Here is a 26,407-nt window from a genome sequence, read left to right on the forward strand (position 1 = left end):
CGCAATTGACGACACTGTCATTCCGGGTTCGATGCTACCGCGTCACCCCGGAATGACGGAGAGATTACAAACAAAAAAGCCCCCGAAGGGGCTTTTTCAAACTCGCTATACCGTAGCCGAGATCAGTGGGCGTTGGCCCAGACCTTGCGCTTGGTGAAGTACATCAGGAACGCGAAGACGACCAGGAAGAAGAACACCTGCATGCCGATCCGCTTGCGCTCCTCCATGTGCGGCTCGGCCGCCCACATCAGGAACGTGGTGACGTCATGCGCGTACTGCTTGACCGTCGCCGGCGAGCCGTCGTCGAAGGTCACCTGACCGTCGGACAGCGGCTTCGGCATCTTGATGGCGTGGCCGGGGAAGTACTTGTTGTAGTACGAACCCTCGGGGATCGTGACGCCGGCCGGAGCCTTGTCCTCGAAGCCCTGCAGGATGGCGTCGACGTAATCCGGTCCCTGCTCCTGGTACTGGGTGAAGAAGTCGATCGCGAACTGCGGGAAGCCGCGCTTGTAGGACCGCGCCTTGGTGATCAGCGAGAGGTCGGGCGGCGCCGCGCCGCCGTTGGCCGCGCGCGCGGCCTGCTCGTTCGGGAACGGCGACGGGAAGTAATCCGCCGGGCGGCCCGGACGCTCGAACATCTCGCCCTGGTCGTTCGGGCCGTCCTTGATCTTGTATTCGGACGCGAACGCCGCCGCCTGCGCCGGCGAATAGCCGGGGCCGCCGGGATCGGCGAGGTTGCGGAACGCGACATAGGACAGGCCGTGACAGGCCGCGCAGACTTCCTTGTAGACCTTCAAGCCGCGCTGCAGCGAACCACGGTCAAACTTGCCGAAAGGGCCGGAGAACGACCACTTCTGGGCCGGCGGCGCAGTGCCGCCCTCATCTGCCTTGGCGTTCTGGGTGCCGCCGACGAGCAGGCTGCCGGCCACCACCATCGCGAGCATTACAGAGGCCGCGGTCGCGGCCCTGCCCTTGCTCTTCGCCAGCACGTCGTCTGCGATCGAGTTCGGCACCGGGCGCGGCGTCTCGATGCGGGCGAGCAGCGGCAGCACGATCAGGAAGTAGGCGAAGTAGCAGACCGTCAGGATGCGGCCGGCGATCACATAGATGCCTTCCGGCGGCTGCGAGCCGAGGTAGCCGAGCAGGATGCAGACCACCACGAAGATCCAGAAGAACTGCTTGGCCAACGGACGATACTTCGACGAACGGGTCCGTGCGCTGTCGAGCCAAGGCAGGAAGCACAGGATGATGATCGCCGAGAACATCGCCACGACGCCGGCGAGCTTGTTCGGGATCGAACGCAGGATCGCGTAGAACGGCAGGTAGTACCATTCAGGCACGATGTGCGCCGGCGTCACGCCCGGGTTCGCCGGGATGTAGTTGTCGGCGTCGCCGAGATAGTTCGGCATGTAGAAGATGAACCAGGCGAAGAAGATCAGGAAGCAGGACACGCCGAACATGTCCTTGATCGTCGCATACGGCGTGAACGGCACGGTGTCCTTCTCGGTCTTGGCCTCGACGCCGGCTGGGTTGTTCTGACCCGCGACATGCAGCGCCCAGACGTGCAGCACGACCACGCCGGCGATCACGAACGGCAGCAGGTAGTGCAGCGAGAAGAAGCGGTTCAGCGTCGGGTTGCCGACCGAATAGCCGCCCCACAGCAAGGTCACGATGCTCTCGCCGAAATAGGGCACGGCCGAGAACAGATTGGTGATGACGGTGGCGCCCCAGAAGCTCATCTGGCCCCACGGCAGCACGTAGCCCATGAAGCCCGTCGCCATCATCAGGAGATAGATGATGACGCCGAGGATCCACAGCACCTCACGCGGCTCCTTGTACGACCCGTAATAGAGGCCGCGGAACATATGGATGTAGACGGCGAAAAAGAACATCGACGCGCCGCAGGCATGCATGTTGCGCAGCAGCCAGCCATAGTTGACGTCGCGGACGATCAGCTCGACCGACTTGAAGGCGAGGTCGGCGTGCGGCGTGTAGTGCATCGCCAGGATCACGCCGGTCAGGATCTGCAGCGCCAGCATCATCGACAGGATGGCGCCGAAGGTCCACCAGTAGTTCAGGTTGCGCGGCGTCGGATAGGCCACGAACGAGGAGTGGATCAGGCCGAAGATCGGAAGGCGCCGTTCGATCCACTTCAAGGCGGGGTTGCTCGGTTGGAAATCAGATGGTCCGCTCATTGATGCGATCCTGAAGAAGAAAAACGACGCGATGGGTCCAAGTGGAAGCTGAAATCCCGGAGGGGCCGGGACTTAGCCGATCTGGATTTTGGTGTCGGAAAGGAAGGCGTAGGGCGGCACCGCCAGGTTGGCGGGCGCCGGCCCCTGGCGGATACGACCGGAGGAGTCGTACTGCGAGCCGTGGCAGGGGCAGAAGAAGCCGTCGTAATTGCCCTCATGGGCGATCGGGATGCAGCCGAGATGGGTGCAGATGCCGATCACGACCAGCCACTGGTCGTGGCCGGCCTTGACGCGGGCCGAGTCAGGCTGCGGATCGGGCAGGCTCGAGAGCGCCACGCTCTGGGCCTCCTGGATCTGCTTCTTGGTGCGATGGCTGATGTAGATCGGCTTGCCGCGCCAGAAGACCTTGATGTCCTGGCCCTCGGCGATCGGCGTCAGATCGACCTCGATCGGCGCGCCGGCCGCGATCGTCGCGGCATCCGGGTTCATCTGCGCAACCAGCGGCCAGACGGTGGCGGCTGCGCCGACCGCGGCGGCAGCTCCGGTTGCAACAAAGAGAAAATCACGGCGTGTCGGATGGTCCGCCGAAGACGCTGTCGTCACGATTCCTAGCCCTTTCTTTTCTGCAGCCGGTGGAACCGCCCCGGAGACGCAGGACGCGCCTCAAGAAAGGCTGCCGGCGCCCGCGGCCCCCGCGGCGGCAGAAAACCGCTATTCCCCACCCCAAATGGCGGAACAGCAGTCCAGAATCGTTCTATTGGCACCCTTGCCGGACGAGCGCAAGCCCGCTATCGGCTCGCACACGTGCAATGCACGAAATCCGCGCCGAGCGATGTTTTATTGAGACAATTTCATCCGGATTTCACAGGCCGCCCGCACCATGCAGATCGCGCTGTTCCAGCCCGACATCCCCCAGAATACAGGGACAATTCTGCGCCTCTGCGCCTGTCTGGACGTGGCAGCCCATATCATCGAACCGGCGGGATTCGACACCTCGGACCGGAATTTCCGCCGGGCGGGTATGGACTATCTCGACCATGTGCGGTTGAAGCGTCACGACTCGTGGTCGAAATTCGAGGAATGGCGGGCCGAGGCCGGATGCCGGCTGGTGCTGTTCACGACCAAGGCGGCGAAATCCTATCTTGATTTCGCGTATACGGCCTCCGATGTGCTGCTGTTCGGGCGCGAGACGGCAGGGGTGACCGACGCGGTGGTGGCGGCTGCGGATGCGCGGCTGGTGATTCCGATCCGGCCGACGATGCGTTCGCTCAATGTGGCCGTCACGGCGGCCATGGCCGTCGGCGAGGCGCTGCGGCAGACCGGTTCAGGAAGCGCCGGTTCGGGAATTGCCGGTTCGGCAACTTAAGGGATTTTTGGTGAGCTACGCGGTCAAGGAGATCTTTCTCACCCTGCAGGGCGAAGGCGCCCATGCGGGCCGCGCCTCCGTGTTCTGCCGCTTCGCCGGCTGCAACCTCTGGAGCGGCCGCGAGCAGGACCGCGCCGGCGCCGTCTGCAAGTTCTGCGACACCGATTTCGTCGGCACCGACGGCACTCTGGGCGGCCGCTATGCGACCGCCGAAGAGCTTGCGGGAACCATTGCCGCGCAATGGACCGGGGGCGAAGCCGACCGCTACGTGGTCCTGACCGGCGGCGAGCCGCTGCTGCAGGTCGACGCGGCCTTGATCGATGCCCTGCACGGCCGCGGCTTTGCGATCGCGATCGAGACCAACGGCACCATCGCCCCGCCCGACGGGCTCGACTGGATCTGCGTCAGTCCCAAGGCTGCAGCCGAGCTCGTGGTGCGCAAGGGGCACGAGCTCAAACTGGTCTATCCGCAGGTGGAGAACACACCGGAGGATTTCGCGGGGCTTTCCTTCGAGCGCTTCTCGCTGCAGCCGATGGACGGGCCCGACGTGATCGAGAATACCGAGCGGGCGATCGCCTATTGCCTGAAGCACCCGCAATGGCGCCTCAGCGTGCAGACGCACAAGACGCTCGGGATCAGATGAACTAACAGAATCGGATTGTTGAACGAGATGTGGGAATTGACGAAAGCGTTTCGGTTCGAGGCTGCGCATGCGCTGTCCGGAACGACCTTTGGCGCCGCCAGCGAGGAGATTCACGGTCACTCCTTCCGCGCCGAAGTCACCGTGCGCGGCACGCCCGATCCGAAAACCGGCATGGTGGTCGATCTCGGCCTGCTCGAACGCGCGATGGCCGAGGTGCAGAAGACGCTCGACCATAAGTTCCTGAACAAGATCGAGGCGCTCGGCGTGCCGACGCTGGAGAATCTGTCGCGCTTCATCTGGGAGCAGTTGCAGCACGCAGGCAAGCTGACCCGCGTCAGCGTCCATCGCGACAGCTGCAACGAGAGCTGCACCTATTTCGGCCCGCAAGGTTAATCATGCTGCCAACAGATCCCGCCATCATCGAGGACCGCAAGGCGCGTGCGCGCGGCTGGTTCGAGGCGCTGCGCAACGACATTTGCGCCGCCTTCGAGAAGCTCGAGGACGACGCCCCGTCCACGCTTTATCCCGACGCCTCCGGCCGGTTCGTGCGGACCCCCTGGGACCGCACCGACCACACCGGCAAGCCGGGCGGCGGCGGCGTGATGTCGATCATGAAGGGCCGGCTGTTCGAAAAGGTCGGCGTGCACTGCTCGACCGTGCACGGCGAGTTCGCCCCCGAATTCCGCGCGCAGATTCCAGGTGCCGCCGACGATCCGAGGTTCTGGGCGTCGGGCATCTCGCTGATCGCGCATTTGCGCAATCCGAACGTGCCCGCCGTGCACATGAACACCCGCTTCGTCGTCACCACCAAGGCCTGGTTCGGCGGCGGCGCCGACCTGACGCCGGTGCTGAACCGCCGGCGCACCCAGGAAGACCCCGATACGGTCGCCTTCCATGCCGCGATGAAAGAAGCGTGCAGCGGGCCGAACGGCGTCGCCGACTACGACAAGTACAAGAAATGGTGCGACGAGTATTTCTATCTGCCGCATCGCAAGGAAGCGCGCGGCATCGGCGGCATCTTCTATGACTGGCACGACAGCGGCGACTGGGAGGCCGATCTCGCCTTCACCCAGGACGTCGGGCGCAGCTTCCTGAAAATCTATCCCGACCTGGTGCGGCGCAATTTCGCGGCCGCCTGGAGCGCCGAGGATCGCGACGAACAGCTTATCCGCCGCGGCCGCTATGTCGAGTTCAACCTGCTCTATGATCGCGGCACCATCTTCGGCCTGAAGACCGGCGGCAATGTGGATTCGATCCTGTCGTCGCTGCCGCCGGAGGTGAAATGGCCGTGATGAACCTGCCGCGCGCGATGCTGATCGACATGGATGACACTATCCTTTCGGCCTATGGACGCCCCGAGATCGCCTGGAACACGATTACCACGGAGTTCGCCGCGGAGCTGGCGCCCCTGCCCCCGGACCAGGTCGCGACGGCGCTATTGGCCTATGCACGGCAATTCTGGTCGACCGCCGAGCCGATCTGGCGGATCAAGCTCGGCGAGGCGCGGCGGCTCACCGTGAAGGGCGGCTTCGCGGCGCTTGCGGCGGCCGGTCACCGCGCGCTGCCCGACGATCTCGCCGACCGCATCGCCGATCGCTTCACCGCCTACCGCGAGGAGGAGATGTTTGTCTTCCCCGGCGCGCATGAAGCGATCGACGCGTTGAAGGCCCTCGGCATCAAGCTCGCGCTGGTCACCAACGGCGCCGCCGACATGCAGCGCGCCAAGGTCGAGCGCTTCGCGCTCGGCCATCGCTTCGATCACATCCAGATCGAAGGCGAGCACGGCTTCGGCAAGCCGGAGGAGCGCGCCTACCTGCACGCGATGGAAGCGCTCGGCATCACCGCACCGGACACCTGGATGATCGGTGACAATCTCGAATGGGAAGTCGTGGCGCCGCAGCGGCTTGGCATCTATGCGATCTGGATGGACGTCCATGGCGTCGGGCTGCCGCCGGGATCGACGATCAAGCCGGACCGCATCATCCGCTCGCTGGGCGAACTGGTTCCTGCCGCGCGCAAATAACGCAGCGGCTGATTTCACAGCAAATCCACTGCGCCAGGCGCCGGCCGTGATTTGACTGTCATCACCGGTCGCTAGCCTGCCGCCCGCGTTATCCAGCGCGGAGGGAAAAATCATGGAACTGAAACCAGGCGATGTTGTCATGCTGAAGTCCGGCGGCCATCCGATCACGGTCGTCGAAATCGACGAGGACAAGGTCGAGTGCCTGTGGATGGGTACGGACGGCGATCTGTTTCGCGAAACCTTGCCGCTTGTCGCGCTCGAATCGACCGAGCTCGATCCGGAGGACAATGAAGAGGAAGACGACGAAGACGAGGACGACGCGGAAGAAGAGGACGAAGACGACGACGGCGACCGCAAGAAGAAGCGCAAGGCGGCGTGATCTTTTGGCGCGATGCTGACTGGCAGGTGCCGGCAGCATCGTCTCCATGCGACGTTCGACCGATCGTCGTTCAGCCAATTGCCACCGTGCCGCCGCGGATCACGGCGGCATCGAGACGCCGGCAAGAAAACTCAGAGGAAATTCAAAGCCGATGATCGCGGGTGAAACGGGCCGCGGTCTGGTCGGCGATATCGGACAGTATCTTCGGCTCCAGCGGAAAGTCCGCGGCCAGCCAGGCATCCTCCGCCAGGGTCAGGACATGGCCGAGTGCCGGTCCCTCGGCAATGCCGCGCGCGATGAAATCCGAGGCCCGCAATGGAAAGTGAGGGGCGCGCCAGCGCTCCGGCAGCGTGGCGAGCGCGCGCCACTGATCGACGTCCTGGCCCGCGCCGGTTCGCGCCCAGGCCAATAGCACCCGGTCGCGATAGGGCTCCTCGTCGAGCCGGTAGAGCCTTCGCCTGGCATGCGCCTCGTCCATGGCGGGCAAGCGCCACCAGCGATGGCCCATCGAATCGAGCGCCTTGGCCTCGGCGTTGGAGAGCCGCAGCCGGCTGGCGATGCGCCGCGCGTCCTCCGTCACGGCGACCGTCAGCGCGGCGAGCCTTCGCATCGCGCTCGGCGCGAGCACCATCAGCCGCTCGATTTCGATCATCGCCGCGAACGGCCCGGTATAGGCAACGCCGCCAAACAGCGGCTGCAGCAAGCCGCCGTCACCCATCGCGACCACCGCGCTCGCGGCGCCGTTCGCGACCACGAGCTTGAGCATCTCCATACGGATCCGCTCAGCCGAGAGGCCGGAAAGTCCCGCGCGCCCGCCGATGCAGGCAAGATAACCGGCGCGATCGACCTCGCCCGCGCCATAAGCGGCATGAAAACGGAAGAAGCGCAGGATGCGCAGATAGTCCTCGGCAATCCGCTGCGCGGGATCGCCGATGAAGCGCACGCGCCTCGCCTCGATGTCGGCGAGGCCGCCGACGTGATCGTGCACGACGCCCGAGGCGTCGACCGACAGGCCGTTGATGGTGAAGTCGCGCCGCTCGGCGTCACGCACCCAGTCGCGCCCGAACGCCACCCTGGCCTTGCGGCCATAGGTCTCGGTATCCTCGCGCAGCGTCGTCACCTCGAAGGGCTGACTATCGACGACCAGGGTCACCGTGCCGTGCTCGATGCCGGTCGGCACGCTCTTGATGCCCGCCCGCTTGGCGCGGCGGATCACCTCCTCCGGCAGCGCCGTGGTGGCGATGTCGATGTCGGCGAGCGGAATCTGCATCAAGGCGTTGCGCACGGCCCCGCCGATCACCCGCGCTTCCTCGCCGTCGGCGTTGAGCAGGTCGAGTACGCGCGCCGCAGGCCCGGAAGCGAGCCATGGCGCGTCGGACAACAGGCGCACCTCGCTCATTTCTCAACTCCCGGCACCAGCTTGCCGTTCTCGATATGGGCTGGAACGTAGGTCGAATTCGGCGGCGCGCCAGTCAATTCGGCCAGCAGCACGAAGCTCACGATGACCATCACCAGCGCCACCAGCGTCAGCTTTGCGATCATGTCGAGCGGCCATGACGCCGGCAGCGTCACGCCGGACCGCGTCGCGATGAGGAAGATGGCATAGACCGCGAACGGGACCAGAAAGATTCCGATCTCGGTCAATACCGTGCGGATCATGACAGATAGATCCGCTCATACAGCACGCGCAGAATGCCCGCGGTCGCGCCCCAGATGTAGCGCTCGGCGAACGGCATCGCGTAATAGGACCGGTCCATGCCGCGGAATTCCTTGGTGTGGATCTGATGATTCTCGGGATTCATCAGGAAGGCGAGCGGCACCTCGAACGCATCGACCACCTCCGCCTCGTTGATCGCAAGCGTGAATCCCGGCTTCACCTTCGCGACCGTCGGCAGAATGCGGAAGCCGAACGCGGTGCCATAAAGGTCGAGATAGCCGACCGGGTCGATGAATTCCCGCTTCAACCCGACTTCCTCGCAGGCCTCGCGCAGCGCGGCATCGAGCGGCGAGGCGTCGGTGGCGTCGATCTTGCCGCCGGGAAACGAGATCTGGCCGGCATGGCTCGACAGATTGGGCGAGCGCTGCGTCAACAGCACGGTCGGCTCGGGGTGATCGACCACCGGGATCAACACCGCGGCCGGCCGCACCGGCTGCTCCTGCGCCACGATCTCGAGCATGCGGTCGTTGCCGGAGTCTCCGGTGCGCGGAATGATATGCGGATCGACCAGGCCCGGCGGCACATCGAAAGTGAGCCGCGTGCGGGCCCGCGCGAAGAATTCCGTCGAGCTGATCGTCGCCGGCTCCACCTTCAGCAACGGCTCGTTCAAAGTGCGTCCCTCACCTGACTGGCATCGGCCATCGCGAAGAACTCGCCGCCGGACTCGATGCCGAACATCTCCTGACCATCGACCATCCGCTGCTCGCCCATGTCAACCAGATCGTAATAGAGTGCGCGGGTGACCTTGGCCCACAAATCGGCGCGGACATGCAGATAGGGCGTCAATCCGCCGTCCTCGGCCGCCTCGAATCTGAGGCCGTGGCCTTTTTCGCAATCGACCCAATCGTCGACATTGGTGCGGAACCTGAGCAGGCGGCCGCGCACGTCTTCCCCGGTCTGCATTTCCACGGCAAGGAACGGCGCGTCATCGACGCGGATGCCGACCTTCTCCACCGGTGTCACGAGAAAGTGCTTGCCGTCCTCGCGCTTCAGGATCGTGGAGAACAGCCGCACCAGCGCGGGGCGGCCGATCGGCGTTCCCATGTAGAACCAGGTGCCGTCAGGCGCGATTCGCATGTCGAGATCGCCGCAGAATGGCGGATTCCACAGGTGAACCGGCGGCAGGCCCTTGCGTCCGGCCGGACCCGATGTCGCAGCTTGATTGGCGGCCGTGGTGAGCCCTTCGAGACCCTTGCTCCCGAGGCCCGTAGTTTCCCTGCCGGAATCGCTCTGCCCTTGCTTCGCCATTGTTTGCCTTAAAGTTTCCTACCTTCAATCTGGCACGTTTGGTGCACATATCCTGAGATGTGGTCGGGATGTCATTCTCGCCACATCGTGATGCTGTTCATACCCTGAAACACCGATAAGGTGGGGATAGTTTAATTCAACGAATACATGGCCTTCGCTCAGGTTTAGCATGAGGGCCGAGATGACGACAGATGATGACGACGCGCCAATGTGCGCGCATCGTCAAGAAGGAGCGGATCGAATGGCTGGTGCAGACAGCGTCGAGAAACTGGAGGATGTGATCGTCCGTTCGGCCGAGCAGGTCGCGGGCCAGATCAAGGCCGCCAAGGAAGCGGTCTCCACCGTCATCTTCGGCCAGGACCAGGTGATCGAAAACACCCTGGTGACGATCCTGTCCGGCGGCCACGCGCTGTTGATCGGCGTGCCCGGCCTCGCCAAGACCAAGCTGGTCGAGACCCTCGGCGTCACGCTCGGCCTCGATGCCAAGCGCATTCAGTTCACCCCGGACCTGATGCCGTCGGACATTCTCGGCGCCGAAGTGCTCGACGAGAGCTCGGCCGGCAAGCGTTCGTTCCGCTTCATCGCAGGTCCGGTGTTCGCGCAGCTGCTGATGGCCGACGAGATCAACCGCGCCAGCCCGCGCACCCAGTCGGCGCTGCTGCAAGCCATGCAGGAGCAACACATCACCATTGCCGGCGCGCGGCATGATTTGCCAAAGCCGTTTCACGTGCTCGCGACACAGAACCCGCTCGAGCAGGAAGGCACCTATCCGCTGCCCGAAGCGCAGCTCGACCGCTTTCTGATGGAAATCGACGTCGACTATCCCGATCGCGACGCCGAGCGGCGCATCCTGTTCGAAACCACCGGCGCCGAAGAAGCCGCGGCCAAACCGTCGATGGATGCCGAGACGCTGCTCACCGCGCAACGCCTGGTGCGGCGCCTGCCGGTCGGCGATTCCGTGGTCGAGGCGATCCTGACGCTGGTCCGCGCCGCGCGTCCCGGCACTGAGGGCGGCGAGGCCGGCAAGCTGATCGCCTGGGGCCCAGGTCCGCGCGCCAGCCAGGCCTTGATGCTCGCGGTGCGCGCCCGTGCATTGCTCGACGGGAGACTCGCGCCGTCGATCGACGATGTGCTCGATCTCGCCGAGCCCGTGCTCAAGCACCGCATGGCGCTGACCTTCTCGGCGCGCGCCGAGGGCCGCACCATTCCCGACGTGATCAAGCAACTGAAGACCCGGATCGGTTGATGGCCGCAGACAACAGGCACCAGAACGAGGAGATCCTTGCGGTTCGACGTGCCGATGGCGAAAGCCGAACGCTCGCCGCATCGCTGCCGCGTCTGGTTCTTGAGGCCCGCCGTGTCGCTGCCAACGTCATCCATGGCCTGCACGGCCGCCGCCGCGCCGGCTCGGGCGAGAATTTCTGGCAATACCGCCGCTTCGTCTCCGGCGAGCCGTCGCAGCGCGTCGACTGGCGCCGCTCGGCACGCGACGACCATCTCTATGTCCGCGAGCAGGAGTGGGAAGCCGCGCACACGGTGTGGATCTGGCCCGACCGCTCGCCGTCGATGGCCTTTGCCTCGCGCGAGGCGCGCGACAGCAAGCTGGAGCGCGGACTAATCGTAGCCTTCGCGCTCGCCGAGTTGCTCGTTGCGGGCGGAGAACGCGTCGGCATTCCCGGCCTGCTGAATCCGACGGCAAGCCTCAACGTGATCGACAAGATGGCGGAAGCGATGTTGCACGACGAGAAGACGCGCGCGAGCCTGCCGCCGTCCTTCGTGCCGTCGTCGCTGGCCGAAGTCGTCGTGTTGTCGGATTTCTGGTCGCCGATCACGGAGATCACGGCGATGCTGGCCGGGCTTTCCTCCTCCGGCGCGCACGGCACCATGATCCAGGTCGTCGATCCGGCCGAAGAGACCTTCCCCTATTCCGGGCGCGTCGAATTCGTCGAGCCGGAGATCGGCAGCGTTATCACCGCGGGCCGCGCCGAGAGCTGGGCGAGCGATTATGTCGCCCGGGTCGCGCTGCACCGCGACCAGATCCGCGGCGAGACCAATCGGCTCGACTGGCTGTTCTCGACCCACACCACCAGCCGCTCCGCGGCCGAGTTGCTGTTGTTCCTGCATGCCGGCATGATGGTGAGCAAGGGCGGCGGCCGCTCAATAGTCAAGGCGGGACGCAGCGCATGATCGCAGGCCTCCCCCTCTCCTTTGCCGAACCGCTGCTGCTGCTGGGGCTGGTCAGCCTGCCGGTGCTGTGGTGGCTGTTGCGCGTGATGCCGCCGCGGCCGCGCCGGATCGAGTTTCCGCCGACACGTCTATTGTTCGACATCGCGCCCAAGGAGGAGACGCCGTCGCGCACGCCGTGGTGGTTGACGCTGCTGCGGCTCGCTGCCGCCGCGCTCGTCATCTTCGCCGCTGCCGGCCCGATCTGGAATCCGCAGACTGGCGTTGCCGCCGGTAAATTGCCGCTGGTGATCCTGCTCGACGACGGCTGGAGCGCGGCCTCGAGCTGGGACGCGCGGATCAGGGCGGCGGACGAACTGATCGCCAACGCCGACAGCGACCGCCGCGGCGTCGCGCTGGTGCCGCTGTCCGAGCCCGCGCGCGACATCACGCTGATGCCGGCCGGCGCCGCGCGCGTCGCGCTGCGCCAGCTCGCGCCGAAGCCCTACTCGGTCGATCGGGTTGAAACCCTCGGCGCGCTTGGACGTTTCCTCAAGTCGACCGGCGACTGCGATATCGCCTGGCTGTCCGACGGCGTCGACACCGGCCGCGGCAGCGAATTCACCGAGGGGCTCGGCAAGGTGATCGAGAGCCGCAATCTGACGATCTATGCGGGCGGAGCCCAGTCGGCGCAAGCGCTGGTCGCGGCCGAGAACGCCGCCGCCAAGATGACGGTGAAGGTGCTGCGCACCGAGAGCGGCATCGCGGCGGGAACGGTGCGCGCGGTCGACGCCAAGGGCTCGCCGATCGGCGAGGCCCGTTACACATTCGGACCGCAGGATCGCGAGACCGAAGCCGCCTTCGATCTTCCGGTCGAATTGCGCAACGACATCGCACGGCTCGAAATCTCCGGCGAACATTCGGCCGGCGCCGTGCAGCTGCTCGACCGGCGCTGGCGCCGCCGCGCCATCGGCGTGGTCTCGGGTGCGAGCAACGACACCGCGCAGCCACTGTTGGCGTCGACCTTCTATCTCTCCCGCGCGCTGTCGCCATTCGCCGATGTCAGGCTCGGCGATCGCGGCGCGCCGCAGCAGGTGATCGGGCAATTCCTCGACCAGCGGCTGCCGATGATCGTGATGGCCGACGTCGGCACGCTATCGCCGGAGATTCGCGACCGGCTCAATGCCTGGATCGAGCAAGGCGGCGTGCTGGTGCGCTTCGCAGGTCCGCGCCTCGCCCAGGCCGATGACGACCTCGTTCCCGTCAAGCTGCGCCGCGGCGGACGCACGCTCGGCGGCAGCCTGACCTGGGAGAAGCCGCAGCACATGGCCTCGTTCGCCGCCGATGGCCCGTTCTCGGGCCTCACCGTGCCGAAGGACATCACCGTCAACCGCCAGGTGCTGGCCGAGCCCGACGCCGTGCTCTCGACCAAGAGCTGGGCCTCGCTGGAGGACGGCACGCCGCTGGTCACCGGCGAGCGTCGCGGCAAGGGCGTGGTCAGCCTGTTTCATGTCGGCGCCGACATGCGCTGGTCGGATCTGCCGATGTCCGGCACCTTCGTCGAGATGCTGCGCCGGCTGATCGACATGTCCGGCTATACCTCGAAGCCCGGCCCCGGCGTCGCCAGCGATCCCAATGCCGAGACGGTTGCGCCGCTGCGCACGCTCGACGGATTCGGCGTCTTTGGGCCGCCGCCCTCGAGCGCCAAGCCGATGTCGGCGGACTATCGCGATCGCGGTACAGCCGACCATCCGCCCGGCTTCTACGGCACTGCCGAGAGCCCGATCGCGGTCAACACGCTCGCCTCCGCCGATCGCATCGCGCCGCTCGACACCTCGGCCCTGCGCGCGACGCGTGCGAGCTACACCAACGCCGAACCGCGCGACCTGCGCGGCATCATGCTGTCGACGGCGCTGGCGCTGTTCCTGCTCGATGCAATCGTGGTGGCCTTGCTCGGCGGCGGCCTTGCCGCGCTGGTCCGGCGGCGCGCGGCACCGGCCGTGCTCGCCTTGGCCTTCATCCTTGCGACCACGATGGTGCCTTCGCCGACACGCGCGCAGAACGCCAGCAGTGACGACTTCGCCATCAAGGCGGTGTCGCAAACGCGGCTCGCCTACGTCGTGACCGGCAATGCCGACGTCGATTCCATCGTCAAGGCGGGGATGTCCGGACTGACGCTATTCCTCGGACAGCGCACCGCACTGGAGGCCGGCGATCCCGTCGGCATCGATCCCGCACGCGACGAACTGGCGTTCTTCCCCCTGATCTACTGGCCGATCGTACCGGGCGCGCCGAAGCCGCCGCAGGACGCCATCAACAAGATCGACGCCTACATGAAGCAGGGCGGCACCGTCATCTTCGATACCCGTGACGCCGTCGAAGCGCCGCCGGGGGACAACGGCTCATCGCAAACGCCCGGCATGCAGACGCTGCGCGAATTGCTGTCGACCCTCGACGTGCCCGAGCTCGAGCCGGTGCCGCGCGAGCACGTGCTGACCAAGACGTTCTATCTGCTGCGCGACTTCCCCGGCCGCTTCAACTCCGGCCAGACCTGGGTCGAGGCGCTGCCGCGCGAGGACGACGACGAGGCTGCGCAGCGCCCGGCGCGCGGCGGCGACGGCGTCTCGCCGATCATCATCACGTCGAACGACCTCGCCGGCGCCTGGGCGATCCGCCCCGACGGCCAGCCGATGCTGCCGCTGACGCCGGGCGAGCCGCGCCAGCGCGAATTCGCCTTCCGCGCCGGCGTCAACATCGTGATGTACACGCTGACCGGCAACTACAAGGCCGACCAGGTGCACGCTCCTGCCTTGATCGAGCGGCTGGGACAATAATATGAACTACGGTATCGCGTTCACACCGCTGGTTCCTTCGATCGTGCTGTGGCTCGCGCTCGGCGCGATCGTCGTCATCGCCGTGCTGCTCCTGGTGTCGCGCGCGCGGGGCGCCGCGGTCCGGGTCGCGGCGCTGGCGCTGATCCTGCTGGCACTAGCCAATCCCTCCTTCACCCGCGAGGACCGCGAGCCGCTGTCCTCGGTCGCTGCCGTCGTGGTCGACAAGAGCCCGAGCCAGAACTTCGGCACGCGCAACCAGGAGACCGACAAGGCGCGGCAGGCGCTGGTCGACAGCCTGAAGCAGATCAAGGGCCTCGAGGTTCGCGTCGTCGAGGCCGGTCAGGCCGATGGCGAGACCGATGGCACGAAACTGTTCGGCGCGCTGACGTCGGCGCTATCGGACGTTCCGGTCGAGCGCGTCGCCGGCGCCTTCATGATCACCGATGGCCGCGTGCACGACATTCCCGCCAACGCCCAGGCGCTCGGCTTCCAGGCGCCGGTCCACGGGCTGATCACCGGCCGCAAGGACGAGCGCGACCGCCGCATCGCGATCACAGCCGCGCCGCGCTTCGGCATCGTCGGCCAGACCCAGACCATCACCTTCCGGCTCGACGACCAGGGCGTCACCGGCGAGCGCGCCAAGGTCACGATCCGCCGCGACGGCGAAGTGATCAACGAGCGCACGCTGACCAGCGGTCAGACCTCGAGCGTCGACATCGACATCAAGCACGCCGGACCCAACATCGTCGAGATCGAGGCCTCGCCGCTCGAGAACGAGCTGACACCGGTCAACAACCGCGCCGTGGTCGCGATCGACGGCGTCCGCGACAAGCTGCGCGTGCTGCTGGTGTCCGGCGAGCCGCATTCCGGCGAACGCACCTGGCGCAACCTGTTGAAGTCCGACCCCAGCGTCGATCTCGTGCACTTCACCATTCTGCGTCCGCCGGAGAAGCAGGACGGCACGCCGATCAACGAGCTGTCGCTGATCGCGTTTCCGACCCGCGAGCTGTTCCAGCAGAAGATCAACGAATTCCAGTTGATCATCTTCGACCGCTACGCCCGCCAGGGCGTGCTGCCGATCGCCTATTTCGACAACATCGCGCGCTATGTCCGCGCCGGCGGCGCGGTGCTGGTGTCCGCGGGTCCCGACTACGCCTCGACCACCAGCATCTGGCGCACGCCGCTGGACTCGGTGCTGCCGGCCGAACCGGTCGGCGTGACCGAGAAGCCGTTCTACGCGCACTTAAGCGATGCCGGTAAGCGTCATCCGGTGACGCGCGGGCTGGAAGGCTCGAATGCCGAGCCGCCGCATTGGAGCCGGTTCTTCCGCACCGTCGATACCCGCAACGCGATCAATCCGCCGGTCATGACCGGCGCCGACGGCAAGCCGCTGCTGCTACTGTCGCGCTTCGGCGAAGGCCGCGTCGCGCTGCTGCTCTCCGACCACATCTGGCTGTGGGCGCGCGGCTACGAGGGCGGCGGCCCGCATCTCGATTTGTTGCGGCGGGTATCGCACTGGCTGATGAAGCAGCCCGACCTCGACGAAGAGGCGCTGCGCATGCAGGTGCAGGGCAAGGATCTCATGGTGGTGCGCCAGACCATGGCCGACACCGTCTCGCCGGTCACCGTGACGTCGCCGAGCGGCACCACGCGCGAACTGACGCTCACCGCCGGCGATCCCGGCGAGTGGCGCGCGACGCTGCCCGCCAACGAGCTCGGCCTGTGGCAGGCCACCGACGGCACGCTGAAGGCGCTGATCAATGTCGGCCCGACCAACCCGAAGGAATTCTCGGAGGTCACCTCGACCACCGACATGCTGAAGCCGCTGGCGCAGGCAACCGGCGGCGACGCCCGGCGCATCGTCGACGGTTCGAGCCTCGACATGCCGCGCGTCGTGCCGGTGCGTTCCTCCTCGATCTTCCGCGGCGACGGCTGGCTCGGCGTCAAGATGCGCGACGCCAGCGTCGTGAAGGGTGTCGGCGTGCTGCCGATGTTCGCCGGCCTGGTCGGCCTGCTGCTGTTGCTCGGCGCATTCGCGGCAACATGGCTGCGCGAGGGACGCTGAGCCCGGCCGGGCTCGCGTCGGCGTTGCGTCAAACACACACAGGCAACGCATCGACACGGTTTGTCTGAACGCTGGTTGACATCGCGCAAGCCATCCGATGTTATAATGTAACATCGGAGCGCTGGGGTGTTGATGCGCTCCCGATTGGGCGGGCGTTATCGGCATGAAGTGGTTCCGGCAACACATCAAGACTGGCTCGCGGCTGGCGCTGTTCGCGCTCGCCGTCCAGTTCTTGCTGTCATTCGGGCATTTCCATCCGATCGCGGCTGCGCAAGCGGCGCCCGCAGTCCAGACCGGGCTGTCGCTGGTCGATCTCGCCTATATCGGGACCTCGGCGACGCCGGACCTCGCCGTCCAGGTGACCGGGACGCCACAGCCCGCCAATCCCGACAACGACCGGCATCCGGCCGACAATTGCGCGATCTGCGCCGTCATCTCGCTCGCGAGCAGCATGCTGTTCACGGCGCCGCCGGTGCTGTTGCTGCCGGAAGCCATCGAGCTTCTGTTCCGCACCACCAATGCCGAATTCGCCCATCTGAAATCGGCGCCGGCGGCCTTCCACTCCCGCGCACCTCCCCTGTCCTGACATCGACTGATTGCTGCACGCCCTGAGCGGACGGCCGCGTCACATTCGCGGCCTGCGCCAGCGGGGCAAATCGGAATCGATCCGTCATTTCGACGGGCCTGGATCGGGACAATGACACTTCAGAAGAAACGAGCACTCCACATCGGGAGCGTGAGCTGGCTATTGCTGGGCGCGATGAGCCACAATGCGCTGGCCGACGACACGCCGACGCAACTCCCTGACATCACCGTGACGGCACCGAGCCCGATCCAACGGCACCGGACCGCGCCAACGCGCACGCCGAGCCATGTTGCCCGGTCCGCGCCGAGCCGCAACCGCGAACGCGCCGCGGCCGTGCAACCGGCGCCTGCGGCACCGGCGCCGGCACCGCAGCAGGGCGTGCTGCCCGTGGTGACCGATCAGTTCGCCACCGTCACCGTGATACCCAACGAGGAACTGCGGCGCTCCGGCAGCGCCACGCTCGGCGATCTTCTGTTCTCCAAGCCCGGCATCACCGGTTCGAGCTTCGCGCCCGGCGCGTCGAGCCGGCCGATCATCCGCGGCCTCGACGTCAATCGCGTCGGCATCGTCGAAAACGGTCTCGGCGGCGGCGGCGTGTCGGATCTCGGCGAGGATCATTTCGTCCCGATTGATCCGCTCTCGACCAACCAGATCGAAGTGGTGCGCGGCCCGGCCGCGCTGCGCTACGGCTCGACCTCGATCGGCGGCGTCGTCAGCGCCACCAACAACCGGATTCCCGATGCGATGCCGACCTGCGCGGCGGCGCCGTTCCAGAGCTACGGATTGCCGGTGAAGGCGCCGCTGGCCGACGGCGGTGCGCCGGGTTGCCTCAATGTCGAGACCCGCACCTCGGTGAGCTCGGTCAACCGCGGCGTCGAGGGCGGCATGCTGCTGGACGCCGGCGGCAACAATGTCGCCGTGCATGCCGACGCCTATGGCCGCACCACCAGCGACTACAGCATCCCGAGCTATCCCTATTTATTTGTGCCCGGCCAGCCATTCAACGGCCGCCAGCCGAACTCCGCGACGCAGTCGGACGGCGCGTCGGTCGGCGCCTCCTATTTCTTCCAGGGCGGCTATATCGGCGCGGCGATCACCCAGAACGACTCGCTCTACCACATCCCCGGCACCGACGGCGCCGATCACCAGACCCGGATCGACGCGCACCAGACCAAGATCGCCGTCAAGGGCGAGTACCGGCCCGATACTGCTGCAATCGATGCGGTGCGGTTCTGGGTCGGCGCGACCGACTATCGCCACAACGAGCTCGGCCTTGCCGATCCGACCGACCCGTTCAGCGACGGCGTGCGGCAGACCTTCACCAACAAGGAGCAGGAAGCCCGCGTCGAGGTGCAGATGATGCCGTTCAACGCGCGTTTCGCCGCGGTGACGACCGCGTTCGGCGTGCAGGCCGGGCATCAGGAGCTGACCGCGCCGAGCCCGGACGATCCAGACTCGCTGTTCAACGGCCTGTGGAGTCCGAACAACAACAACCGCGTCGCGGGTTACGTGTTCAACGAGTTCAAGTTCACGGATTCGACCAAGGCGCAAATCGCCGGCCGCATCGAGCATGTCGACCTGCACGGATCGATGCCGAATTTCCCGGCGGACTATCTGCCTGACGGCGCACCGCAGAGCTCGATCGCACGCAATCCTTCCTACACGCCGGTCAGCGGCAGCATCGGGCTACTGCAGAACCTGCCCGGCGATCTCGTCGGCAGCGTCACCGCGCAATATGTCGAACGCGCGCCGAAGCCCGCGGAGCTGTTCTCGCGCGGCGCGCATGATGCAACCGCGACCTTCGACATCGGCAATCCGAACCTGACCATCGAGACCGCGAAATCGGTCGAGATCGGCCTGCGCAAGGCGACCGGACCGTTCCGCTTCGAGGCCACCGCCTACTACACCCGCTTCAGCAACTTCATCTATCGCCGCCTGACCGGGGTGATGTGCGGCGACGATTTCGACTCCTGCGGCAATGGCGACCCCAACAATGAGGCGCGGCAGGCGGTTTATTCGCAGCGCGACGCGATCTTCCGCGGCGCCGAATTCCAGAGCCAGTTCGACATCGGCCCGCTCAACGGCGGCATCTGGGGCATCGAGAACCAGTTCGACGTGGTGCGCGCCACCTTCACCGACGGCACCAATGTGCCGCGAATTCCACCGGTGCGGCTTGGCGGCGGCTTCTATTGGCGCGACAGCAACTGGCTGACCCGCATCAATCTGGTGCACGCCTTTGCGCAGAACGACATCGCCGTCATCGGCGAGACCCCGACCGCGGGCTACAATCTCCTCAACGCGGAGATCACCTACAACACCAAGCTGAATTCGTCATGGATCGGCGCGCGCGAGATGACGCTCGGTCTGGCCGGCAACAATCTGCTCAACCAGAACATCCGCAACTCCGTTTCCTATACCAAGGACGAGGTGCTGATGCCGGGCCTCGGCGTGCGGGCGTTCGCCAATCTGAAGTTCTGAGCCAAGCGTATCCCTCTGCCGCCAGCGGCAGAGGGATTTTGCGATCGCGTAGCCCGGATGGAGCGCAGCGCAATCCGGGAGATTGCTCCCGCGATGAGACTGATCCCGGATTTCGCTTCGCCCCATCCGGGCAACCAGCGTCTCTGAGGGGAGCCGCGTAACCTGCTCGATCAGTGGCCGACGACGACTTCGCTGATCTGGATCACCGGCTGCAGATCGGTGTAGTTCGGGATGTCCCCCATGATCTCTTGGGCGTGCTTGCCCATGCCGGCGGCAAAGGCCTCAACCGAGTCACAGAAGATGTGGCACATTCCGACATAGGTTGCGGGTTGCCCCGGGGCGCCGCCGGCGAGGCCCTTGTCGACGGTGTAGTATTTGCATGCGTCGCCCAGCCGCGCCTTCACCAGCGGCATGTGCTTGTCGCGATAATAGTCGTGATCAAAGCGTGCGCCTGGATTATTCGGATACATCACACTGACCTTGATCATGGCGCACACTCTCCCTGTTGATATGACATGCGCCGGTCTTGTCCCGGCGCTTGCCTCAACTGTGCTTCAGTTTCCGATGGTGCGCAACCGTTCCGGCACCGCTCGCGCGGATGTCAGATCGCCTTGCTCCAGTCCGGCTGGATCGGCCCGGATACGCCCTCGAACGCGCCGTCGACCAGTTCCATGACAAGCAGGCGACTGTAATCGACCGGGCCGGGCATGGTCATGCGTCCCTTCGGGACCGGCTTGAAGCCGACCCGCGCATAATACGGCTCGTCGCCGACCAGCACGATCAGCCGGTGACCCTTGGCGCGGGCGTCGTTGATCGCACGCTCGAGGAGCGCACGGCCGACGCCGCGGCTGCGGAACGGCGGCTCGACCGTCAACGGCCCAAGCATCAGGGCCGGCGTATCGCCGATCGTGACCGGCAGCTGGCGCACCGAGCCGACCAGCAGCGTGCCGATCCGCGCCGTGAAGGAGACATCGAGCAGATGGTCGACATGCTCGCGCAGCCGGTAGGCGCTGAGCACGAAGCGCCCGGGCCCGAAGGTGCGCTCGTGCAGCCGCTCGATCGCCTGGGCGTCTTTCGGGGTCTCGGGCAGGATGGTCAGGGACAATTCGGTCATTGTGGGGCGCGGGATAGCATCTGGCGCGGGCGCGGTCCATCACCGCCATGTCGCCGTCGGCGGCTTGCCCTCGAGCACCTCCGCGATCCGCAGCCGCGTGCCGGGGGTGGTCTCGTCAGGCAGATCAGCCGGATCGAAGAAGCCGCAGGCCACGATCTCGCGATTCGGCTCCGGCAGGCGGTCCTGCCGATAGTTCCTGACGACGTAGACCGCGACATGATCGCGCGGCGAGACGTGGCTGTTGTGGAAGATGCCGTGCAGCGCCGGCTCGCCCTTGAGCTCGATCCGCCCCTCCTCCTCCAATTCGCGCCGCAGCGACTCGATAAAGCTTTCGCCGACCTCGACCCCGCCGCCCGGCAGATACCAGCCGTGGACGTAGCTGTGCTTGACCAGGAACACCCTGTTGTCGGCATCGAGCACGACGGCACGGACCCCGAGCGTCATGCTGCGGACCAGCCGCCAGTAGAAATGAAACACCCATCTGATCTGCGGCTCGTAGCGCTTGCGTAAATCGAGCAGGACCGTCACTGAACCCTCGACATCATGGTGCTTTGATCCGTGCATTGATCCTTGCGCGCCTGCGCGGCTCTTGCCAATACAGGGCAGGACGTTCGGGATAGCACGACATGACCGGCTGCCGGCCACTTTTCGCGGACAATCCGAAGGGAATCGCATGATGGCGGCGTTCCGCCTCGCGCATCTGTCGGACCCGCATTTGCCGCCGCTGCCGGCGGCGCGGCTGCGCGATCTCGCCGGCAAGCGCGCCTTCGGCTACCTGAACTGGACGCGCAACCGTCACAAATATCACCGCCGCGACGTGCTCGACGCGCTGGTGTCGGACATGCAGGCGCAGCAGCCGGACCATGTCGCCGTGACCGGTGACCTGGTCAATCTGGCGCTGGATGCCGAGTTCAATCCGGCCCGGCAATGGCTGGAGGGCGTGGGTTCACCTGCCGACGTCACCGTGGTCCCCGGCAACCACGACGCCTATGTGCGCGCGACCCGGCATCGCTTCGTCAGTCACTTCGGCGACTATCTGCGCGGCGACGCTGACGGCGCGACAGCGCATTTTCCGTTCGTGCGCCGCCGCGGGCCGCTGGCACTGATCGGCGTCTCCTCGGCGGTGCCGACCCCGCCGCTGATGGCGACCGGCTGGCTCGGCCATCCCCAGCTCGATGCGCTTGACGCGATCCTCGCGCAGCTGTCGCGGGAGAACGCCTTCCGCGTCCTCCTGGTGCATCACCCGCTGCACTCCGACGGCCGCGCCAAGCGCCTCACCGATTCGCATCAGCTGCTGGCGCTGCTCAGGCGCCACGGCGTCGAGTTGGTGCTGCATGGTCACGACCACATCCATTCGACGATGTGGTTCGACGGCCCGGAGCGGAAGATCCCGGCGATCGGCGTGCCGTCGGCATCGGCGCTGGCGCGCAAGCACTATCCGGCGGCGGCCTACAATTTGTTCACGATCGAGCGTGACGGCAATGGCTGGCGCTGCGAGCAGACCGTGCGCGGGCTCGGCGATCACGCCGGCATTCGCGAATTGAAGCAAGTACGACTGTCCTAATCGCCGCCCCCGCCACCGCCACACCCGCCGCCGCTGTCACCGCCGCCACCATCGCCGGCGCCGTCACCGCCATCGCTGCCACTGCTCCCGTCGCTGCCGGCATCGCCGAAGCCGGCTGACGATCCGTCGATCGAGGAGTCGGAGAAATCGCCGCCGCAATAGGGACTGCTGCCACCGATGCCGCTGCGGCGCAGCGCCTCGCAGTCGGTGTGGTAGATGAAGCCGTTCGCGATGTTCAGCTTGGCGTCGAGCGCGAACAGCAGCGGCAGCCGTGTCGGCCTGACCGGATCGATGTTCTCGTATTTGCAGCAGTACCACCAGACCCGCCGCAGGCCCTCATTGCTCCTGCGCCGCTCCTTCACCAGGACGACCGCGGGGGTGTGATGCAGGAAGCCGCCGAAGGCGCGGCGGCAGAACGCATCGTATTCGCGGGTGTAGAGAATGAATTCGTGCCAGAGGTCGTCGGCCGCCTGCGACGGCATCGAGACGTAACGCCTGCCGCTCATCAGATAGGCGAGGAAGAACTGCCGCAGGCCGCGCGAGACCAGCGCGCTGTCCTTGCGGGTGAAGCCGGGGTGACGCTTCTCGAGCCGCGCCAACAGGCCCGCCGGCCAGTGAAAGGTGCGGATGTATTCGGCACGCCGCAACGTCTGCCACTTGCCGAACAGCACGGCGCTGCCGACCACCGCGGCGGCCGCGAGGACGCCGAAAAATGCCGAGGCGGGTGTTATGACCACGATGCCCCGCCCCTCGAGCGGCTAGAAGTTTTGCAAGCTCGCAAACAGCGCGAGACCGAACAGCGCGAGCGCGCCCATGACGAAGCCGAACACGAACATGCCGATCCCGCCACGGCGCTTCGGCGCCACCGGGACGGGCGGCCGCGCCGGCGGCTCGGCAACCGGAAGCGGCGTTGCCACCATCGCATGCTCGCGCTCGATCAGGCGGCGCGCGACATAGTCGGTGACGGCATCGACGATCGCGGCCACGTCATGCGATTCGGCGAGCACGATGCGGCCGAACCTCGTGTCCTGCACGAAGCGGTAGATCCGCTTGTCGCGCCCCATCAGCACATGGGCGACGACGTCGATCCACAGCCGCGGCGTCTCGCCCTGGCTGATGCCGAGGTCGAACAGATCGACCTTGTCCGGCACCTGCGCGAACAGCGGATCGAGCGCATCGTTGAGGATCTCGAGCCGCGCCACCTCGGCGTCGCGCAGTTCGACGACAACACCGGTGCGATCGGCCGCCTCGATCCGCGCCCGCCGCAGCGCCTCTCGCAGCGTCGGCCGCATCTCGCGCGCCTCGCTGCCGGTGTTGTGCGGATCGGACATGCCTTGCGGCCTCGTGGTGACGGGTTTCCTGCGCATTAACCTATCAGCAACCAAGATGTCCGCAAAGGGCGTTGGTTCCCAAGCACTTAGGCCGCCACTTATCCCCAGATCAAGGGCCTGACGCTGTCCCAAAAGCGGTCGACCCCACCCGGATGAAACCGGATGGGGCCGCCGTCCTTGGACGTTTTCTTAGCTGCCTCACGATGCGATCGCGTATCGCGACGTCATCTCTTGTTTGAGCATCATCTCCGCGCAAACGATTGCGTTTGTCGCGAGGGAAAACCGGTTCCCACTTTTCCGGATCACGCTCGCTCAGGCCGAAACCCGTGACGGCTCCTCGACGATGGAGAAGCGCACGCCGGCCTTGTGGCGGCTCTCTTCCGAGACTTCCTTCCAGCACTCTTCGGCTTCCTTGCGGGTCTTGAACGGACCGCGGACCTGGGCCGAGCCTTCGACGAGCTTGTGGAAGTTCATCGACCCGAACTCGCCGCCGATCACCCAGAAATTACTGCCCTTGCTCATCGTCAGTCTCCTTCAAAAAATCGGGCTGCCTTTGCCCAGCCGCCTGCACCTTGATTCCCGCAACTGTTCGCCGCATCGACATTCTTGACAGCGCATTGCGAATTGCGTGTCAGGAGATAAACGCGAAAACGCGAAGTTCGTACAGATGCCTTGTTTTTTATTGGTGATGTCATGTAACATCTGAACTTGTAATAAATGTCGATTTGTAAATATTGTCACAACATAGGTCAGGAAGCCTGCCATGCCCGCCGGTTTTTCTTCTCCCTCTCCCCGTTCTTACGGGAAGAGGGTTGAGGTGGGGGGATGTCTCCGCAGCGAGACTCGCGGAGAGTCCCCCTCACCCGGATCGCATCTGGCGATGCGATCCGGCCTCTCCCCGCGCGCGGGGCGAGGCGGTCAGAATTTGCTGCGACAATCGAGACCAACCCGTGCCCGGTGAATCCGGCAAGAAGCTGTTCGTCGGTCCGCGCTTCCGGCGGATCCGCCAGCAATTGGGGCTGTCGCAGACCCAGATCGCCGAGGGGCTCGGCATCTCGCCCTCCTACATCAATCTGATCGAGCGCAACCAGCGCCCGGTGACGGCGCAGATCCTGCTGCGGCTGGCCGAGACCTACGACCTCGATTTGCGCGACCTCGCCACCGCCGACGAGGATCGCTTCTTCGCGGAACTCAACGAAATCTTCTCCGATCCCCTGTTCCGCCAGATCGACCTGCCGAAGCAGGAGCTGCGCGACCTCGCCGAGCTCTGCCCCGGCGTGACGCACGCGCTGCAGCGGCTCTACGCTGCCTACACCGAGGCGCGCCGCGGCGAGACGCTGGTGGCGGCGCAGATGGCCGACCGCGAAGGCTCGCAATTCGACGCCAACCCGATCGAGCGGGTGCGCGACCTGATCGAGGCCAACCGCAACTATTTTCCGGAGCTCGAGACCGCCGCGGAGAATTTGCGCGACGAGCTCAACGTGCCGACCGAAGACCTGTTCACGGCGCTGACCACGCGCTTGCGCGAAAAACATTCGATTCTGACCCGCGTGATGCCGGTCGACGTGATGCGCGAGACGCTGCGCCGTTTCGATCGGCACCGCCGGCAGCTCTTGATCTCCGAACTCGTCGACAGCTCCGGCCGCAGCTTCCAGCTTGCGCTGCAGATCGGCTTTGTTGAGTGCGGCGCCGCGATTGACGCCATCGTCAGCCGCGCCGGTCCGCTCGACGACACCGCGCGCCGGCTCTACCGCATCACGCTCGCCAATTATTTCGCAGCCGCCGCGATGATGCCCTATCAGGCGTTTCATTCCGCAGCCGAAGCCTTGAGCTACGACGTCCATGTACTGGCGCAGCGTTTCAACGCCGGCTTCGAGCAGGTCTGCCACCGCCTCACCACGCTGCAACGGCCGAACGCGCGCGGCGTGCCGTTCTTCCTGCTGCGCGTCGACAATGCCGGCAACGTGTCGAAGCGATTTTCCTCCGGCACCTTCCCGTTCTCCAAGTTCGGCGGCACCTGCCCGCTCTGGAACGTGCATTCGACCTTCGACATGCCGGATCGCCTGCTCAGCCAGGTGATCGAATTGCCGGACGGCACGCGCTACTTCTCGATCGCGCAGATGGTGCGCCGGCCGGTGGCGCCCTACCCGCAGCCGCAGCCGCGCTTCGCGATCGGGCTCGGCTGCGAGATCCGGCATGCGGCCAAGCTCGTCTATGCCACTGGCATGGATCTGGAAAAGGTCGAGGGCACCCCGATCGGCGTCAACTGCCGGCTTTGCGAGCGCGAGAATTGCAGCCAGCGCGCCGAGCCGCCGATCACGCGCACCCTGATCCTGGACGAGACCACGCGGCGCGTGTCCTCGTTCGCGTTCTCGAATGCGCGGGAGTTGTGAGCTCAGGATCAATCCACCGCGGCAAAGGCCTTGCACCAGCCGTCCTTGCTGATCGCGCCCCCGACCACCTTGCAGCCATCGGGCGCGACAAACAGCGTGCACATTCCGCAGGAGTAGATGCCGTTCGGCGTGTCCCGATATTCCGCCTGCGGTTTGGTCATCTTGTCGAAGGCCGCGGCGGTTCGCAGCAGAAGTGTCGCGGGAAGTCCTGCCATAGCGGCACCGATGAAAGCGCGCCGCGAACGTCCGGTTTGTCGTTTGGCCATGGTGTTCCCCCATGCGTCGTCCCTGCGAAAGCAGGGACCCAT

The 26,407-nt window shown here is 65.8% G+C and carries 27 protein-coding genes; 14 read left to right on the forward strand and 13 right to left on the reverse strand.

The window, feature by feature from the left end; translation table 11 throughout:
* Positions 1–122: 122 nt before the first annotated feature.
* Together AKL29_RS35510 and petA are read right to left on the reverse strand one after the other, a co-directional pair.
* Positions 123–2,195 carry a cytochrome c1 gene (locus AKL29_RS35510; protein ID WP_028333181.1) on the reverse strand — a complete coding sequence of 691 codons (2,073 nt, stop codon included), beginning with the start codon at positions 2,193–2,195 and terminating at the stop codon, positions 123–125.
* Positions 2,196–2,267: 72 nt separating this feature from the next.
* On the reverse strand, positions 2,268–2,798 hold the full coding sequence (gene petA / locus AKL29_RS35515; RefSeq protein WP_016839713.1) for a ubiquinol-cytochrome c reductase iron-sulfur subunit: 531 nt from the start codon (positions 2,796–2,798) through the stop codon (positions 2,268–2,270).
* A 277-nt stretch (positions 2,799–3,075) separates the two neighbouring features.
* Between petA and AKL29_RS35520 the strand changes: the two genes are divergently transcribed.
* The 6 genes from AKL29_RS35520 to AKL29_RS35545 all read left to right on the forward strand — a co-directional run bounded on the left by AKL29_RS35520 (position 3,076) and on the right by AKL29_RS35545 (position 6,606).
* Entirely contained in the window at positions 3,076–3,561 is a 486-nt protein-coding gene (locus AKL29_RS35520) for a tRNA (cytidine(34)-2'-O)-methyltransferase (RefSeq protein WP_028333182.1), read from the forward strand.
* Positions 3,562–3,571: 10 nt separating this feature from the next.
* On the forward strand, positions 3,572–4,204 hold the full coding sequence (gene queE, locus AKL29_RS35525; protein ID WP_050387572.1) for a 7-carboxy-7-deazaguanine synthase: 633 nt from the start codon (positions 3,572–3,574) through the stop codon (positions 4,202–4,204).
* A 27-nt stretch (positions 4,205–4,231) separates the two neighbouring features.
* Positions 4,232–4,597: a 6-pyruvoyl trahydropterin synthase family protein gene (locus AKL29_RS35530; protein ID WP_050387368.1), complete on the forward strand. Its 366-nt coding sequence runs from the start codon at positions 4,232–4,234 to the stop codon at positions 4,595–4,597.
* A 2-nt stretch (positions 4,598–4,599) separates the two neighbouring features.
* Positions 4,600–5,496 carry an oxygen-dependent coproporphyrinogen oxidase gene (gene hemF / locus AKL29_RS35535; protein ID WP_193395276.1) on the forward strand — a complete coding sequence of 299 codons (897 nt, stop codon included), beginning with the start codon at positions 4,600–4,602 and terminating at the stop codon, positions 5,494–5,496.
* Entirely contained in the window at positions 5,487–6,227 is a 741-nt protein-coding gene (locus AKL29_RS35540) for an HAD family hydrolase (protein ID WP_050387369.1), read from the forward strand. Before hemF ends, AKL29_RS35540 begins: the two co-directional genes overlap by 10 nt.
* A 112-nt stretch (positions 6,228–6,339) precedes the next feature.
* Entirely contained in the window at positions 6,340–6,606 is a 267-nt protein-coding gene (locus AKL29_RS35545; protein WP_050387370.1) for a YodC family protein, read from the forward strand.
* Positions 6,607–6,748: 142 nt separating this feature from the next.
* Here the strand turns inward: AKL29_RS35545 and AKL29_RS35550 are convergent, their stop codons facing one another.
* The 4 genes from AKL29_RS35550 to AKL29_RS35565 are packed head-to-tail and all read right to left on the reverse strand — an operon-like array spanning position 6,749 to position 9,571.
* Positions 6,749–8,005: a CCA tRNA nucleotidyltransferase gene (locus tag AKL29_RS35550; RefSeq protein WP_050387371.1), complete on the reverse strand. Its 1,257-nt coding sequence runs from the start codon at positions 8,003–8,005 to the stop codon at positions 6,749–6,751.
* A complete protein-coding gene (locus AKL29_RS35555) occupies positions 8,002–8,265 on the reverse strand; it encodes a DUF6111 family protein (protein ID WP_028333189.1) in 264 nt (87 codons plus the stop codon). The genes AKL29_RS35550 and AKL29_RS35555 overlap by 4 nt, the downstream gene beginning before the upstream one ends.
* Positions 8,262–8,897 (reverse strand): CoA pyrophosphatase, encoded by a 636-nt coding sequence (locus AKL29_RS35560; RefSeq protein ID WP_371852161.1) that lies wholly within the window; start codon positions 8,895–8,897, stop codon positions 8,262–8,264. The genes AKL29_RS35555 and AKL29_RS35560 overlap by 4 nt, the downstream gene beginning before the upstream one ends.
* A gap of 32 nt (positions 8,898–8,929) precedes the next feature.
* Entirely contained in the window at positions 8,930–9,571 is a 642-nt protein-coding gene (locus tag AKL29_RS35565) for a DUF1285 domain-containing protein (protein ID WP_028333191.1), read from the reverse strand.
* Between the two features lie 241 nt (positions 9,572–9,812).
* Between AKL29_RS35565 and AKL29_RS35570 the strand changes: the two genes are divergently transcribed.
* From AKL29_RS35570 to AKL29_RS35595, 6 genes are all read left to right on the forward strand, one after another.
* Positions 9,813–10,817 (forward strand): AAA family ATPase, encoded by a 1,005-nt coding sequence (locus tag AKL29_RS35570; protein WP_028333192.1) that lies wholly within the window; start codon positions 9,813–9,815, stop codon positions 10,815–10,817.
* Positions 10,817–11,758: a DUF58 domain-containing protein gene (locus tag AKL29_RS35575; RefSeq protein WP_050387372.1), complete on the forward strand. Its 942-nt coding sequence runs from the start codon at positions 10,817–10,819 to the stop codon at positions 11,756–11,758. The genes AKL29_RS35570 and AKL29_RS35575 overlap by 1 nt, the downstream gene beginning before the upstream one ends.
* Complete coding sequence (locus AKL29_RS35580; protein ID WP_050387574.1) at positions 11,758–14,568, forward strand: DUF4159 domain-containing protein; 2,811 nt, start codon at positions 11,758–11,760, stop codon at positions 14,566–14,568. The genes AKL29_RS35575 and AKL29_RS35580 overlap by 1 nt, the downstream gene beginning before the upstream one ends.
* A gap of 1 nt (position 14,569) precedes the next feature.
* A complete protein-coding gene (locus AKL29_RS35585; RefSeq protein ID WP_050387373.1) occupies positions 14,570–16,633 on the forward strand; it encodes a hypothetical protein in 2,064 nt (687 codons plus the stop codon).
* Positions 16,634–16,796: 163 nt separating this feature from the next.
* Positions 16,797–17,219, forward strand: a complete 423-nt coding sequence (locus tag AKL29_RS35590) for a DUF2946 family protein (RefSeq protein ID WP_050387374.1) — start codon at positions 16,797–16,799, stop codon at positions 17,217–17,219.
* Positions 17,220–17,330: 111 nt separating this feature from the next.
* Positions 17,331–19,697, forward strand: coding sequence for a TonB-dependent receptor (locus tag AKL29_RS35595; protein WP_050387375.1), 2,367 nt, complete (start codon positions 17,331–17,333; stop codon positions 19,695–19,697).
* Between the two features lie 170 nt (positions 19,698–19,867).
* Here AKL29_RS35595 and AKL29_RS35600 read toward each other — a convergent pair whose 3' ends face one another.
* From AKL29_RS35600 to AKL29_RS35610, 3 genes are all read right to left on the reverse strand, one after another.
* Positions 19,868–20,185, reverse strand: coding sequence for an EthD family reductase (locus tag AKL29_RS35600; RefSeq protein ID WP_016839733.1), 318 nt, complete (start codon positions 20,183–20,185; stop codon positions 19,868–19,870).
* Between the two features lie 113 nt (positions 20,186–20,298).
* Complete coding sequence (locus AKL29_RS35605; RefSeq protein ID WP_050387376.1) at positions 20,299–20,811, reverse strand: GNAT family N-acetyltransferase; 513 nt, start codon at positions 20,809–20,811, stop codon at positions 20,299–20,301.
* A gap of 39 nt (positions 20,812–20,850) precedes the next feature.
* Entirely contained in the window at positions 20,851–21,339 is a 489-nt protein-coding gene (locus AKL29_RS35610; RefSeq protein ID WP_028333199.1) for an NUDIX domain-containing protein, read from the reverse strand.
* 148 nt (positions 21,340–21,487) lie between these two features.
* Between AKL29_RS35610 and AKL29_RS35615 the strand changes: the two genes are divergently transcribed.
* Positions 21,488–22,375, forward strand: coding sequence for a metallophosphoesterase family protein (locus AKL29_RS35615; protein WP_050387575.1), 888 nt, complete (start codon positions 21,488–21,490; stop codon positions 22,373–22,375).
* On the opposite strand, the gene AKL29_RS43095 is transcribed toward AKL29_RS35615, so the two are convergent.
* The 3 genes from AKL29_RS43095 to AKL29_RS35630 all read right to left on the reverse strand — a co-directional run bounded on the left by AKL29_RS43095 (position 22,372) and on the right by AKL29_RS35630 (position 24,228).
* On the reverse strand, positions 22,372–23,112 hold the full coding sequence (locus AKL29_RS43095) for a glycine-rich domain-containing protein (RefSeq protein ID WP_050387378.1): 741 nt from the start codon (positions 23,110–23,112) through the stop codon (positions 22,372–22,374). The genes AKL29_RS35615 and AKL29_RS43095 overlap by 4 nt on opposite strands.
* 21 nt (positions 23,113–23,133) lie before the next feature.
* Positions 23,134–23,706: a hypothetical protein gene (locus AKL29_RS35625; protein ID WP_050387379.1), complete on the reverse strand. Its 573-nt coding sequence runs from the start codon at positions 23,704–23,706 to the stop codon at positions 23,134–23,136.
* Between the two features lie 312 nt (positions 23,707–24,018).
* Entirely contained in the window at positions 24,019–24,228 is a 210-nt protein-coding gene (locus tag AKL29_RS35630; RefSeq protein WP_016839740.1) for a DUF4170 domain-containing protein, read from the reverse strand.
* 428 nt (positions 24,229–24,656) lie between these two features.
* Here AKL29_RS35630 and AKL29_RS35635 point away from each other — a divergent pair, with 428 nt between their 5' ends.
* Positions 24,657–26,099 (forward strand): helix-turn-helix domain-containing protein, encoded by a 1,443-nt coding sequence (locus AKL29_RS35635; protein ID WP_050387380.1) that lies wholly within the window; start codon positions 24,657–24,659, stop codon positions 26,097–26,099.
* A gap of 8 nt (positions 26,100–26,107) precedes the next feature.
* Here the strand turns inward: AKL29_RS35635 and AKL29_RS35640 are convergent.
* Positions 26,108–26,407: hypothetical protein (locus AKL29_RS35640; RefSeq protein ID WP_210168338.1), on the reverse strand; the 300-nt coding region annotated here is incomplete at its 5' end.

The organism is Bradyrhizobium pachyrhizi (assembly GCF_001189245.1).
In the GTDB taxonomy this organism is placed as follows: Bacteria; Pseudomonadota; Alphaproteobacteria; order Rhizobiales; family Xanthobacteraceae; genus Bradyrhizobium; species Bradyrhizobium pachyrhizi.